15 protein-coding genes and 1 pseudogene are annotated in these 12454 nt (G+C 62.4%); 10 read left to right on the top strand and 6 right to left on the bottom strand.

Translation table 11 applies throughout. From position 1 onward, the window contains the following. The first annotated feature begins 89 nt into the window (after positions 1-89). Complete coding sequence (locus AS9A_RS13970; protein ID WP_013807700.1) at positions 90-836, top strand: spermidine synthase family protein; 747 nt, start codon at positions 90-92, stop codon at positions 834-836. On the opposite strand, the gene AS9A_RS13965 is transcribed toward AS9A_RS13970, so the two are convergent. Further along, positions 787-1530, bottom strand: a complete 744-nt coding sequence (locus tag AS9A_RS13965) for a class I SAM-dependent methyltransferase (protein WP_013807699.1) — start codon at positions 1528-1530, stop codon at positions 787-789. The genes AS9A_RS13970 and AS9A_RS13965 overlap by 50 nt on opposite strands. Before the next feature lie 128 nt (positions 1531-1658). Here AS9A_RS13965 and AS9A_RS13960 point away from each other — a divergent pair, with 128 nt between their 5' ends. The 3 genes from AS9A_RS13960 to AS9A_RS24155 all read left to right on the top strand — a co-directional run bounded on the left by AS9A_RS13960 (position 1659) and on the right by AS9A_RS24155 (position 3750). Continuing rightward, positions 1659-2711, top strand: a complete 1053-nt coding sequence (locus tag AS9A_RS13960) for a hypothetical protein (protein ID WP_013807697.1) — start codon at positions 1659-1661, stop codon at positions 2709-2711. Beyond that, the gene (locus AS9A_RS13955; protein ID WP_013807696.1) at positions 2684-3442 is read left to right on the top strand and encodes a hypothetical protein; all 759 of its coding nucleotides are present in this window, start codon (positions 2684-2686) and stop codon (positions 3440-3442) included. The genes AS9A_RS13960 and AS9A_RS13955 overlap by 28 nt, the downstream gene beginning before the upstream one ends. 152 nt (positions 3443-3594) lie before the next feature. Beyond that, on the top strand, positions 3595-3750 hold the full coding sequence (locus tag AS9A_RS24155) for a hypothetical protein (RefSeq protein ID WP_013807695.1): 156 nt from the start codon (positions 3595-3597) through the stop codon (positions 3748-3750). Between the two features lies 1 nt (position 3751). Here the strand turns inward: AS9A_RS24155 and AS9A_RS13950 are convergent, their stop codons facing one another. Next, positions 3752-4054: a hypothetical protein gene (locus AS9A_RS13950; RefSeq protein WP_013807694.1), complete on the bottom strand. Its 303-nt coding sequence runs from the start codon at positions 4052-4054 to the stop codon at positions 3752-3754. A gap of 82 nt (positions 4055-4136) precedes the next feature. Between AS9A_RS13950 and AS9A_RS13945 the strand changes: the two genes are divergently transcribed. Then, positions 4137-4745, top strand: a complete 609-nt coding sequence (locus AS9A_RS13945) for a CHAP domain-containing protein (protein WP_013807693.1) — start codon at positions 4137-4139, stop codon at positions 4743-4745. A gap of 3 nt (positions 4746-4748) precedes the next feature. Here the strand turns inward: AS9A_RS13945 and AS9A_RS24150 are convergent, their stop codons facing one another. Further along, on the bottom strand, positions 4749-4898 hold the full coding sequence (locus AS9A_RS24150; RefSeq protein ID WP_013807692.1) for a hypothetical protein: 150 nt from the start codon (positions 4896-4898) through the stop codon (positions 4749-4751). Positions 4899-5006: 108 nt separating this feature from the next. Further along, the gene (locus AS9A_RS13940) at positions 5007-6458 is read right to left on the bottom strand and encodes a plasmid pRiA4b ORF-3 family protein (RefSeq protein WP_013807691.1); all 1452 of its coding nucleotides are present in this window, start codon (positions 6456-6458) and stop codon (positions 5007-5009) included. A gap of 215 nt (positions 6459-6673) precedes the next feature. On the opposite strand from AS9A_RS13940, the gene AS9A_RS13935 reads away from it, so the two are divergent. Further along, positions 6674-7129, top strand: coding sequence for a hypothetical protein (locus AS9A_RS13935; protein ID WP_013807690.1), 456 nt, complete (start codon positions 6674-6676; stop codon positions 7127-7129). Positions 7130-7150: 21 nt separating this feature from the next. Beyond that, a complete protein-coding gene (locus AS9A_RS13930) occupies positions 7151-8047 on the top strand; it encodes an oxidoreductase (RefSeq protein WP_013807689.1) in 897 nt (298 codons plus the stop codon). Between the two features lie 25 nt (positions 8048-8072). Here AS9A_RS13930 and AS9A_RS13925 read toward each other — a convergent pair whose 3' ends face one another. Further along, positions 8073-8705 (bottom strand): TetR/AcrR family transcriptional regulator, encoded by a 633-nt coding sequence (locus AS9A_RS13925; RefSeq protein ID WP_013807688.1) that lies wholly within the window; start codon positions 8703-8705, stop codon positions 8073-8075. Between the two features lie 115 nt (positions 8706-8820). On the opposite strand from AS9A_RS13925, the gene AS9A_RS13920 reads away from it, so the two are divergent. Continuing rightward, a complete protein-coding gene (locus AS9A_RS13920; RefSeq protein ID WP_013807687.1) occupies positions 8821-9636 on the top strand; it encodes a thioesterase family protein in 816 nt (271 codons plus the stop codon). 184 nt (positions 9637-9820) lie between these two features. After that, positions 9821-10042: a hypothetical protein gene (locus tag AS9A_RS13915; RefSeq protein ID WP_013807686.1), complete on the top strand. Its 222-nt coding sequence runs from the start codon at positions 9821-9823 to the stop codon at positions 10040-10042. A 3-nt stretch (positions 10043-10045) separates the two neighbouring features. Here the strand turns inward: AS9A_RS13915 and AS9A_RS13910 are convergent, their stop codons facing one another. After that, positions 10046-10834, bottom strand: coding sequence for a DeoR/GlpR family DNA-binding transcription regulator (locus tag AS9A_RS13910; RefSeq protein WP_013807685.1), 789 nt, complete (start codon positions 10832-10834; stop codon positions 10046-10048). A gap of 225 nt (positions 10835-11059) precedes the next feature. Between AS9A_RS13910 and AS9A_RS24665 the strand changes: the two are divergent. Next, positions 11060-12349, top strand: a pseudogene (locus AS9A_RS24665) (MFS transporter); the annotation flags it as partial. Between the last annotated feature and the right edge of the window lie 105 nt (positions 12350-12454).

Genomic DNA, 12454 nt, shown 5'->3' with positions numbered 1-12454 from the left:
CGACAGTTCCGAAAGTTGTCGCGCCAAGGTGGGCGGTCAGAAATCGGCCCGCGAGGCCCGTGACCGGTTCACGTCGTAGAGTCAGGGAGATGCGATTCGAAGAGCTGGCGCACAAGCAAACGGCTATTGGTGAGGTCAGCCTGCGGCGGCGGTGGGACCCGGCCGTGCAGAAGGACGTCTATGAGGTGAAGCTCGACGACGACTATCTGATGTCCAGTTTGTTCACCGTCGCTGAGGAAGATCTCGCCCGGATCGCGCTCACACATCTGGACGGCGCGCACCTGCACGTCGCGGTCGGCGGGCTGGGGCTCGGCTACACCGCGCTCACAGTGCTCGACGACCCACGAGTCGACTCACTTATCGTGATTGATGCACTCGCGGAAGTGATTTCGTGGCACGAAGAAGGCTTGATCCCCGCAGGCCGCACACTGATGGCCGACTCGCGCTGCCGATTCGTGTGCGCCGACTTTTTCGAACTGAACGGAACCAGTTCGCTGGATCCGCAGCGGCCGGACCAGCGATTCGATGCGGTCATCGTTGATATCGACCATTCGCCGAAGCATGTGCTGCACCCGAAGAATGCCGCGTTCTATTCGGTGGACGGGCTGCGTCAGCTCGCCACCCACATACAGCCCGGCGGGGTCTTCGCCCTGTGGTCCAACGACGCCCCCGATGATCGGTTCATCACGCGCCTCAGCGCAGTGTTCGCAAGTGCTGACGCTCGTGTCGTCGAGTTCCCCAACCCACTTCAGGGCGGCCAGTCAGCAAACACCGTCTACCTCGCCATCACTGCGGACGCGAATAGCAGAACGCATACGTCCGGTACGGCAACGTGAAGGTCGCTCGGTCTCGAAGCGTCGCGTCGTCGGCGAGGAGCCGTTCCAGCGCTTCATCAACCCGGCGTCGCTCCGCCGGAGACGCGGTCAGATAGGGGCTGCGGCTGCGCGCCAGTTCGCGCAACGTCTCAGGTGTGAGCGGCCGTTCCCAATCCCACGTCTCAAGCCGGTCGAGCTGGAACGGGGCGGCGACCTCCGGTTCGGATGTGAGGATCAATTCTTCCGCCGGGCTGTGCCCGATGATCGCCGTCAGCTTGCGTACCCACTCGACGTCCTCGTTTCGGATATTCCAGATCAGAATCAGGAGGCCGTCTGGTGCGAGGACACGGTCCGCTTCTTGTGACGCGGCCACAGGGTCGACCCAGTGCCACGCCTGCCCGAATAACAGTGCGCGCGCGGCGGAATCGGGAAGAGGCATCGACTCACCGGTCCCCTGAAAAGCAGGGAGACCTGGAGATTCGGCCCGAAGTCGCTGCAGCATAAGAGCATCGGGATCGACAGCGGCGACATCGTGACCGAGTTCGATGAGAGCTCGTGTGAGCAACCCCGTCCCCGCGCCGCAGTCGATAACGCGGCCCCCGGTCGTGGGCAGCACCCGAGCGAGGAGTTCCAGCGGATAAGTAGGCCGTGCACGGTCGTATTCTGCTGCTGCCTGGCCGAAACTCGTCGCGCGGTCTGGCGAATTGGAGGTCATTCGATACTCCTAGCTGCGGATTCTCCACATGTTTTGCATGTCAACAACTATCATCCGCTTATGGAGACCGGCAGGCCGAGATGCCAAGCACCGTGCGGCGCGCGGCCTTGTAGCGTGGAGCCAACCCGGTGAGGCGCAGGAAGCCTGAGCCCGCACCCGACCCGCATGCGTTCGGGCGTGAGGCCGCAGCCCGCGCAATCGACAAGGCATTCGAACCGGTCCGCCGGGCTGCTGAGAACGCCGCAGCAGACGCAGTTTCCGCAACCGCGTCGAGCATCGCTGAAGAAGTCGCGAGCATGGTGATCGACAGCCCAGTCTTCTCTACCTCGGTGCGGGCATCGGCCATCACTGTCGCGAGTCCAGTGGGCCGCGCGGCCACGAAGGCGACCTACTTCGCGTCGGGGACGCCGATGGGCAGCTTGGTAAGAGACGTAGCTGGGCTTGCGGCAGCGAGTCCTGTCACGCGGCGCGTCGATAGGGCGGCGAAGGAAACAATAGGTGCCGCGCTCGTCAATGACGCAACCCACGCGGCCCTCAGTGTGGTTGTTGACGCCGCGCTCGACGCGGCTGTGGACGTGGCGATCCCAATGCTCGTCGAAGCGGGCGTGAATGCAGCGTTCGAGGTCGTGAAAGCCGGTGCGCTCCACGGTGCCACCACCGTGGGCGGAGGGCACGAGAGTATTACTGACGCAGTAACATTCGCTACCGGTAACCCGGTGACCACCGGCGCACAGCGCTTCTTCGTCAAAGCGGTTTCCCTGACGGCGAGGCGGGCCGCGGCAATCGTCGTCGCGCCAATCCTGGGGCGGGCCGCAGAGCAGGCTCGCGGCGAAATCGTCCGGACGGTCACAGGCGATGTCATTGTCGACATCCCCGTCGCGATGAGCAACTCCGTGGTGACCACCATCGGTGACATCATCGAAGCGAACGGCAAGTCCCGCGCCGAAATTGAGGAGCTTTTGAGCGAGGCGGCAGCGCATGCAGTTGCCGACGTGGTGCGCAGCGGTGTGCGTCCGGTCGCCGGGATGGTTGCGCGCGACGTCCTCACTGGCTCCGTCGTCGCGACGGCGGTCAAAGCTGCCGTGCGCGAGGCGGTCGAAGCGATCAAGTCGACCACGCACGCCGCGAGCGGGGCCCCAGGCCGGTTCCGTCAATGGTTGGCCAGACGGAACGACGACTGACCTCGCGTCGTGAGCACAAACTCGCGGGCCGCGTGGCAGATTTCGAGACTCGCTCACCGTTCAAGCCTGCCCGTCGCGCCGTCCCGATCTACGCCGCTGGCCGGAAGTACCGGCGATTGCTCGACGGCGTGTATGTCGACAGATCGGTGCTGGTGACTCCCGCAGTGAAAGCGCGCGCGGCCTGGGTGTGGTCGGACGGGAACTGCATCCTGTCGGGTATTTCGGCCGCAGCGATTTGGCGTGTCAAATGGCTTCCCGAGGCTAACGCGGTCATCTTGATGGATGCGCTTTACCAGGCCACTGGGCTTTCCCCAGATAGCCTGCGTGAATGGGCTGACATGCGGCCCGGTTACAAGGGGATCCGGAAGCTGCGACGTGTGATGGAGTTGTCAGATGCCGGTGCGGAGTCGCCGCGCGAGACTCTTTTGAGGCTGCTGGTTCTCGATGCTGGACTGCCCCGACCAGTCACACAGTATGTGGTCCGTGATCGTGGGGGCAGGTTCATTGGGCGTGCTGATCTGGCGTCGCCAGAGTGGAAAGTCGCCCTCGAATACGAGGGTGCACATCATTTCAATGATCCGGTGCAGGCACGGCGGGACGCGCTGCGCGCGAGCGCTTATATGCAGGCGGACTGGCGGACAATCCGTGTGCTCAGTGAGCTGAGCCGTGAGCCGGAAGCGTTGCTGAACCAGATCATCAGCACTCTGCGCGCGGCCGGTGCTCCAATCTGACTCAGTCGTGTGCACAAACTCGCGGTCCGCGCGACAGATTTCTGCGAGTTTGTGCACACGACGCGGTGACAGCTGATGGAACCACAGCGCGCTTCGCTGCGTCAGTTCTAGTTATGCGTTGGTGCGAGATAACTTGGCGGCGGCTTCGGAGGGTGAGCATCGGAGCCGGAGTATTCGTCGGCACCGCTCTTGGTGTGTGGCTTGTCGCGACGGGTGGCGAATGGCCCGGCTACAGCACCCCAGGGCTGCCGGGCGAGGGCAGTCCGAGTGAGGTGACTGTCATCGAGTCCTTTCGGGACGCGAGGTGAGTCAGCTCTCGACGAGGTCAGCGCCCTTGATGACGGGCCCAGTGCCGAGCAGTTCAGAGGGCGCTGCCATGAGTGGATTGAGCAGCTGTCCAACCACCGGCCCGATCCGCGGCAGCGCGGTTTTCGCGCTTTCTTCCTTATCCCACAGATTGACGGTGGCTTGTTTGCCGTCACCGAGATCAACGATGAGGCTGCCGATGAACCCGGGCTGCTCGGCGTGGATTCGGTCGAATTCCGCGACGTCGGTGGAGTGGGCGGTGAGTTTCTCGGTGTCGAAATGATTGAGTCGCACCACGGCATACATGTGACGGCCTCCTTCGAAAGTGGGGTGATCTCACGTTACTAACCACAGGCGGGCACGCAGCTAAACTTGCGGTGTGCAGACGATGCCAGGGGATCAGAATGAACATGCTGCACGTCGTCCGCGCCGAAACCGTGTCGCAATGCTCCTGGTGGCATCTCTCGTGTTCATCATCGGCCTGGTCTGGGTGGTTGCTGCCTACTTTGACCTGTGGCACATGGTGCGTCCCCGCACGTTCCCCGCTGTCGAGGTCACTGAACTCGACGAACGGCAGGCCGCGGTGATCGAGGTGCTTCGTACGGAGTTCGCAGAGAATCCGCCGGGGGAGAAGTACTCAGAAGGCGCGGACGAGGCCTGGTGCGCGAACTTCGTGAGCTGGGTGATGCGCGAAGCTGGGATGCCGCTGGCGAACCCGAACTCTGGGTGGTGGCGAATCCCTGGCGTGTACACGCTCGAGGAGTATTACCGGGCGGAAGGCCGCTTCGAGTCGCGCGAGTCAGGTTACGAGCCGAAAGCTGGTGATGTGGTCCTGTATGCCCCAGGGAGCAAGTTCACCCAGCACACCAGCATCGTCGTCCGCAACGACGATGGGGCTTTGACCACCGTCGGCGGCAACGAGTTCATTCACGGAGAGGTCGCCGCGCGTAATGTCAGCACGGGCCACTCGGGGATCATCGGCTACGGGGTGCTGTAACAGCTAAAGCCCCAGGAATGTGGCTCCGCCGAGGCCGAGCATCTCGATGAGCGCGTACATGATGCCGAAGATCGAGTCGAAGATTTCCTCGCGGGGCATACCGAGCTGGTCTTCGCCGAGCGTGGAAAAGTCGAGAACGGAGAACGGGGGCATGGTCTTGTCCTTTGCCGGGAGGGGATGTTCCTCAGGAGCGTACGTTGGCTGGAGCGGCTGCGTTGCGGCAGTGGCTGTTTCGTAACCTTCGGCTTCGTTTCCCCAGTTTCAGAGGGGCCGTTGTAGCGCGGCGCGCGCGAACTGGACGCCGCCGGGGGTGATGTGGTCCAGTTCCCAGCCTTCCCGCGATAAAGCGCCGACCAGGCACAGGTCGTGGTACAGCGGCTGCGTCAAGTCCAGCACGTCGATCGCATCGAGTGGCTCGTCATCCATGCGCCACCCGATTTCTGTCATCAATTCTGCTGTCGGGGTGAGTGCCGAATCGTCGGCGAAACCGGCGATCGTCAGCAGCAGCAGTACCAAGGCGTGCGACTCGCACGGGTCCGCCGCGATGACGGGGGCAGTTCTCGCGAGGTGGTGCCACAGTGCCAGTGGGTCGTGGGCCAGGCGACGACCGAGCTTAGTGAGGACGAGCGTCCCCTTCTTTGTTCGTAGTAAGCCCTTGTCTTGTGCTGACCTGCGCAGTCGGAGCAGCGGCCCAACGCTGACTTCCCGATTCACCTGGAAGATCGTGGGCTCCAGTTCGAGCGCCTGTATGCCTTCCTGAACCACGTTGGGCGGCAGGTATCCGGCCTGGGTGAGTCGGATACCGTCGCTATCGGCGCGCCGCAGCAGCCAGGCATAGCGGGACACCATGGAAGCCGCGTTCGCCTCCGTGATCACAGGGGCGGCAGTGAGGTTCGCGCCCGTAATCAGCCGTAGGACTGGGCGCGTGCAGGTACTTGGCAGCGAGTCAGTGAACTGTTGCACGAACGGTGGCATTTCCACGTCGGCGAACATCGCGTGGAGGGTTTCATTGATATCTCGGGCGCGGAATGGAATGAGCGGATGTTCGAGCTGTGAGCGCTGGGGGTCCTGAACGGCGAGCTCATATGCCCGCACGCCGCCGCAGTCTTCGGGCGGCCCCGGACGCCGCCCGCCCGTGCACCGGGCGGCCGGTTCTTCGCCACTGCGAGGCTGCACCTTTTCCAGCTTCACGGAGTGCATCCAGTTATCGCCGTAGTCGTAGACGTAGTGGAGGACATCTCCGGGTTCGGAAAGGACTTCGTCGAGCCGGACCTCTTCTTCGGGGACGCCTTCGTCTTCACCTGCATCCGCGTCGAAGGGGCAGAGGTAAAGTTCAGCGCCGCTGTCGAAGGGGCCACCGCCGCTCGAAAAGCGGTGCAAATGACGATCTTGCCAGCCGAAACTGACTTGCAGCACATCGTGGACCTCGTTGAGGAGCAGATCCGACGCTAGCTCGAGGCGTCGCCACAGCGGAGGTTCGGCTCCGTTGATATCGACTCGCACGACGAACGTGACGACATCTTCGCGCCGGGGGAGCCGGTTGTCGGGCCGTGCGGCGGCGTAGCGATCGGAGACTGCCGGCCCGGCTACGAGAATCGAACCGAGCGCCTCGTGAAGCTCGGACGGCGTCATCGTCTCGAGGCGCTGTTTGAACTGATCCAGCAGCTGTTGCTGATCCGCAGGCAGTTCGTCGGGAGCGTTCGAGGGAGCCACAAAGGAACTCTAATGGAATGGAGGGATCCGCGAAGCGCGGATTCCATTTGTTGGAATTCTCTGGCAGGCACGAAGAATGCATGAAATGTCCAAATATTAGCGCCATGTTAAGGGTATGAAGGACGTCTTTACGGGTATCCACATCACGTTAGGCGCGATGCACGGGCCGCTGTAGCGGCACCACCGTGCAACGCCACGCGAGGTGAGGAACCACAATGGACACCACAACGATCGTCACAATCGTCATCATCATCGTCGCAGTTCTCGTAGTCGCTGCGATCATCGCCATGGTTATGCGCGGCCGGACCGAACACCGGCGGCGCAAGGCGCAAGAAATACGTCGTAGTGCCGTGGCCCACCAGCATGAGGTCGCCGAGCAGGAAGCCGAGGCGGAAGCGGCTGCTGCGAGGGCGCGCGAGACGAAAGCGCGGGCGGAGGCCAAGGCCGCGGAGGCAGAACAAATGCGGTATCGCGCCGCTGAACAGCGCACCGAGGCGACCGGCGCGCGTGCGAAGGTGGACCAAGAATTCGAACGAGCCGCGAAGCTCGATCCGGACGCGCCAGGAACGGGTCCGGGGTCGACGAATTCGCCGCGTGGCGCAACCCACCGGGGCGACGTCCCTCCTGGTGAGGCACCTCCGCGGGGCAGCACACGGAGGCCGCGTCCCTGAACTCAGTGTTAGGGTGTGCCCATGACTGGCACGCAGCGGCGCAGGGCCGTCGTCACGGGGGCGAATTCGGGCATCGGTTATTTCACTGCGGCAGAACTCGCCCGCGCCGGCGATAGCGTCGTACTCGCATGCCGGAACGAGCAGAAGGCTGCCGCCGCTGCCGAAGAGATCCGGGCGGAGATCCCGAATGCGGACGTCGAATCCGCGAAACTGGATCTCGCGAGTCTCGATTCGGTGCGCGAATTCGCAGACAGCCAGTCAGGTTCCCTTGACCTCCTGATCAACAATGCAGGTGTCATGATGCCCCCGCGCCGTCTCGAAACCGCCGACGGTTTCGAATTGCAGTTCGGGACAAATCACCTCGGCCATTTCGCGCTGACGGCGCTACTGATGCCCCGGCTGCTCGAAGCCGCTGAGCCCCGCGTGGTGACGGTGTCGTCGCTCGCACACCGTCAGCGGCGGCAGCTGGATTTCGACGATCCGCAGGAGGACCGGAGTTACGATCCGCACCGCGCGTATGCACGCTCTAAGCTCGCCAACTTGATGTTCGCGCTGGAACTGGACCGGCGTGCGCGCGCGGCCGGTTCGCCACTTGTCAGTAATGCGGCTCACCCGGGTTTCTCAGCAACGGGCTTGTACGGCAGTGACGACGGACTTGGCAGCAACCCGGTTCTGCGCAAGCTCGCGCCGCTCGGTGCCCGGGTGGTCAGTCAGTCCGCAAAGGCTGGGGCACTTCCCACGCTGTACGCGGCGAACAATGGGGGCCCCGGTAGCTATACCGGACCGCGCGCGCTGATGGAGACGCGCGGCAAGCCGGGTGCGGCGAAAATCTCTCGAGTGGCGCAGAATCAAAAGCTCGCTGCGGAATTGTGGGACATGAGCGAAGAATTGACCGGAGTAACGTTCACGTTCAATTGAGCAGGACGCCCAGGACATGGCAGCGTCAGGAGTGCTCGGTGGTGAAGATCCGCATGACGGCGCTGACAAGGTCGCGCTGGGTGGTGAGCGTCTGTTCGGAATCCTTCATTTGCGAGAGCCAGATTGACGCATTGTTGATGATGCCGTGCAGGCATTGCAGAGCAACATCGATGTTCGCGCAATCGAGTTCGCCTGCCTCGAGTCCTGCGACGACGACCTGACGGAAGACCGCATCGTGTCTGCGGCGCATCGACTTCCGGGCCTCGTCATGCATGTCCGGCCAGGACGTCTGCCACGCGAAAATCGTGCCGACCTCCGGATACTCCTCCGTCATAATCCGGATCTGTTCGTTGACCAGAGCGCGCAGCCGGTCTCGGTGTGCATCGCCGGGAGCATCGTCGAGTACGGCGATCAGTCGGTTCAGGACATTGTTCGATAACGTCTCCAACGCCGCGGAAACCAGTTCGTCCTTGCTGGAAAAGTAGTGGTAGAGAGTGGGTTTCGCGATATCGGCGCCGTCGGCCACATCGTCTAGCCCCATCCCTTGGTAACCGCTGGTTGCCAGCAAGGAGATCGCGACACGCACGATTTCGGCCTTGCGGCGCTCACGGCGCCGGGAGAGCCGGGTCGGTGTTTCCCCAGTCTCCACGGTTTCCACGGCTGTGCTCCTCACTCGCGAACGGATCTGCGCAAAAATACCACAATTCAACCAATAGGGCGTTTAGTCGACTCTAGGGTTGAAAAACCACCTTCGCGGTCGTAACGTCGGTTGTGTGCGTGACGAACCTGACTGCTATTTCACCCGGATCGACGAGCATCGTTACCGGCCCACAGAGCGGACCGGCGGTGCATGGTCGCCGACGGAGCAGCACATCAGCCCAGTCGTCGGACTGATGATCCACGCGGTGGAACGGTTCATCGCCAAGCGTGAACCGGACAACCTGGCGATCACGCGAATCAGCGTCGACATTCTCGGCGTCCTGAGCATCGATGACTTCGACATTCGTGTCGACGTCATCCGGCCGGGAAAGACCATTGAACTGCTCGAGGCGACCGTCACTGCCGGTGGGCGCCACGCTGTCCGTGCGCGCGTGTGGCGACTATCAGTGGAGGACACCAGCGCGGTGGCCGGCGGCGTGCACGCACAGCTCGCGCCACCCGAGGCCATGGACTCATGGGACATGTCGCAACTGTGGCCCGGTGGCTACATCGCCTCCCTTGATGTGCGCACGGCTAACCCGCCGCAGCCGGGCCGCACCACCGCATGGGTGAGTACAGACGTCACGCTTGTGGGCAACGAGCCCGCGAGCGCCCTGGCTCACTTTGTCGGCCTCATCGACACCGCCAATGGAATTGCCGTACGACAGTCACCGAGTGAATGGATGTTCCCCAACCTCGATCTGACGATCCATCTCTTCCGTCAGCCACACGGAAGGTGGGTGGGCCTCGACACGACAGTCGTTTTCGGAACCGGGGGACAAGGGACCACGACTACGACCCTCCATGACAAGGATGGCCAGGTGGGGTACGCAAGTCAGATACTCACCGTACGCAGTATGGGCCGTGTGGCAGCCCGCGTGAGCGCATGAAATTTCGCGATCCAGTCCGGCGGTGATCGGAAACACTAGCCTTCCTGGGAACACCCCTCGCAGACAGATCGTTGCCTAAGTAAGTAGTTCACGAATCTGCCTGAAAGGAGGGTCTGTTATGTGCACGGTACTTTCTGCTGGTCCAGGGCGCTTAGACCCTCGCTCGGCGCCTCAGGGTAACTATGTGGCGCACCACCAAGGGCGCGAGATCCCGGTGTATGGTCCGCACAGCGTGTATCCCTCTGGCCTGCCCTACTTCACCGTGTTAGATGGCGCTGCCGGGAAGTACATTCTGGCCGGTGACCTGGACTGGGTGAAGAAGCCGTCCCTCCGCGACCGTCTCACACGATCCGCGATCCGTAAGAGCCCTGGCTGGGTGGCTGCGCAAGAACCCTGGGCGGCCTGAAGGCTAATGCACCTTCACAATCCTTAATTCGACGCCTGCGTCCCTGATGGCGCGCTGTTCTCCTAGCGGCAGCCCGTCATCTGAGATGACGAGGTCGAACTCATTGAGTGACGTGAGCGCGTACAGTCCTTCGCGGCGGAACTTGGTGTGATCGACCAGCAGAATCCGCCGTGATGATGCCTGGAGCATGCCCCTTTTGACCTGCACAGTTTCCTGCGATTGGTGATAGCACCGCCCGCGAGAGATCGCGGTTGTCGACATGAATAGAGTGTCAGCGCGAACCTTGGCGACACCTTCGGCCGTGTACAGGCCCAGGAATGCTTCGTAAGCCGGAAAATACTCGCCACCGAGCGCGATCAGTGTGATCCCCGGCGTGGCGGCGTGCATCGCGATGAGCGGCTGAAAGTTCGTGATCAGTGTCAGTGGCGTCCGGTCAGGCAGGTACTGCGCCAAGTGCAGGCACGTCGTGCTCTCGTCGATCATGATGGTCTGACCCGGTACGACGAGTTCCAGTGCAGCTTTCGCGAGCGCCTGCTTGATGTCGGACTTCGCTGCCATCCGCTCGTTCACGTTTCCGTGGAAGACCGCGGAAGGGACGGAGGTCGCGCCGCCGCGTACCTTCCGCAACCAGCCCTGAGCCTGCAGGACGTCAAGGTCACGGTGAATCGTCATGAGACTGACGCTGAACTCGTCGGCGAACTCCCGGGCTCGGGCGAAACCTTCGCTGGTGACGCGTTCCCGAATGCGGTTTCGCCGTTCCTCCTGGGTCGTGCTGGGTTCGATTCCGGTCATTTCAGCTCCTGTGTAGCCAGTGTTATCTTAACGCGAAAATCACATCTCTCATCGAGAACCGCAGCTGTGTGCCCTACATGGGAGCGACAACTTCACATGCGGGGAAGCAAACATCACGTTTGCTTCCCCAATCTTGTTGTCTGAGTCACAGTCGAAGCTGTCTCCTATCAGTAGCTCCTCCACCTCGGAAAACCCACCGAATGGAGGCAAGGAACGGAGAGAGACATGACGACTTCATTAGGTCTCCCGCAGCAGGGCATCGAGCCCAAGCGGTCGTGGGCAGACCGGTTCGGAATGCCACGAGCCCTGCTGTGGGGCTACGTTGGCCTCTTAATCTTCATGATCGGTGACGGCGTCGAGGCCGGCTATCTGTCGCCATTCATGATGGACCGCGGCCTGTCGGGCGAACAGATCGCGCTCATGTGGACGTTGTACGGAGTCACCGTCGGTATCGCCGCGTGGCTGTCTGGAGCACTCTCAGATCTATGGGGGCCTCGCAAGGTCATGTGGCTTGGGCTTGGGATCTGGGCTGCACTGCAAGTGCTGCTGCTCGCGATCGCGATCCCCTCGATGAACTTCACCCTCATCCTCATCGCGTTTGGTTTGCGCGGCTTTGGCTATCCGCTCTTCGCGTATGGCTTCCTTGTCTGGATCGCCGCAGCCACACCGCAGCGGCGCCTCGGTACCGCCGTTGGGTGGTTCTGGTTCGCATTCACCGGCGGACTGCCGACGCTGGGAGCGCTCGTCGCCGCCGGGATGATTCCCCTTATCGGAGAGTACGAGACGCTCTGGTTCGCGCTGATACTCATCATTCTTGGTGGTCTGCTCGCGCTCCTCGCTGTCAAAGAACGCACCGGTTATCATCGGCTCGCACCGGAAGGCGAGCATCCAGTCAAAACGCTGCTGGGCAGCGTGTCCATCCTGTGGCGAAACCCAAGGATCGGGGCTGGTGCCATCGTCCGGACCATCAACACCGCGCCGCAGTTCGGCTTCCTGGTGTTCATGCCGACGTTCTTCACGGAGACAATCGGATTCACGCTCAGCGAGTGGCTGCGTCTGCTTACTGTGATGTTCGCGGTCAACATCGTGTTCAATCTGATCTTTGGCGTCGTGGGTGACAAGGTCGGCTGGCGCACCACGGTCTGCTGGTTCGGTGGAATCGGTTCTGCGGTCAGCATCCTGCTGCTTTACTACGTGCCAGTCGCGGCCGGTGCCAACTATGCACTGGCACTGCTAGTCGCTGGGCTCTACGGCGCGACACTTGCTGGGTACGTGCCCCTATCTGCCCTGATGCCTTCGCTCGCACCGGAACACAAGGGGCAGGCGATGGCAGCGCTGAACCTTGGAGCGGGCGCCAGCGTGATGGTTGGTCCCGCGATCGCCGGGATCTTCCTCGGGCCGCTCGGAGTTCAGGGCGTGATGATCATCTTCGCGGGAATGTACGTCTTCAGTGCGGTTCTGGTGCTGTTCCTCAAGCTGCCCGGCGAGGCAGAAGCACGCCCTGAAGCCGAGGGAAGCGCCGTGGGCCATTTGGCAGCCATGGCTGGAGGCAGCGTACTTGGGCACCCGATCATGCTGCGCAAGCCCAGTCCGGAAGACCGTGTCGACGCGATCTTCTTC

The organism is Hoyosella subflava DQS3-9A1, from assembly GCF_000214175.1.
Taxonomy (GTDB): Bacteria; Actinomycetota; Actinomycetes; order Mycobacteriales; family Mycobacteriaceae; genus Hoyosella; species Hoyosella subflava.
Note: the sequence above shows the minus strand (reverse complement) of the source record. Positions and strands in the feature narration are given on the sequence as shown.

Bases quoted from the DNA above. Each gene is read 5' to 3' on its own strand.
- AS9A_RS13970 (WP_013807700.1), top strand. From the start codon at position 90: ATGCGATTCGAAGAGCTGGCGCACAAGCAAACGGCTATTGGTGAGGTC.
- AS9A_RS13965 (WP_013807699.1), bottom strand. From the start codon at position 1,530: ATGACCTCCAATTCGCCAGACCGCGCGACGAGTTTCGGCCAGGCAGCA.
- AS9A_RS13955 (WP_013807696.1), top strand. From the start codon at position 2,684: ATGGTTGGCCAGACGGAACGACGACTGACCTCGCGTCGTGAGCACAAA.
- AS9A_RS13950 (WP_013807694.1), bottom strand. From the start codon at position 4,054: ATGTATGCCGTGGTGCGACTCAATCATTTCGACACCGAGAAACTCACC.
- AS9A_RS13945 (WP_013807693.1), top strand. From the start codon at position 4,137: ATGCCAGGGGATCAGAATGAACATGCTGCACGTCGTCCGCGCCGAAAC.
- AS9A_RS24150 (WP_013807692.1), bottom strand. From the start codon at position 4,898: ATGCCCCCGTTCTCCGTTCTCGACTTTTCCACGCTCGGCGAAGACCAG.
- AS9A_RS13935 (WP_013807690.1), top strand. From the start codon at position 6,674: ATGGACACCACAACGATCGTCACAATCGTCATCATCATCGTCGCAGTT.
- AS9A_RS13930 (WP_013807689.1), top strand. From the start codon at position 7,151: ATGACTGGCACGCAGCGGCGCAGGGCCGTCGTCACGGGGGCGAATTCG.
- AS9A_RS13910 (WP_013807685.1), bottom strand. From the start codon at position 10,834: ATGACCGGAATCGAACCCAGCACGACCCAGGAGGAACGGCGAAACCGC.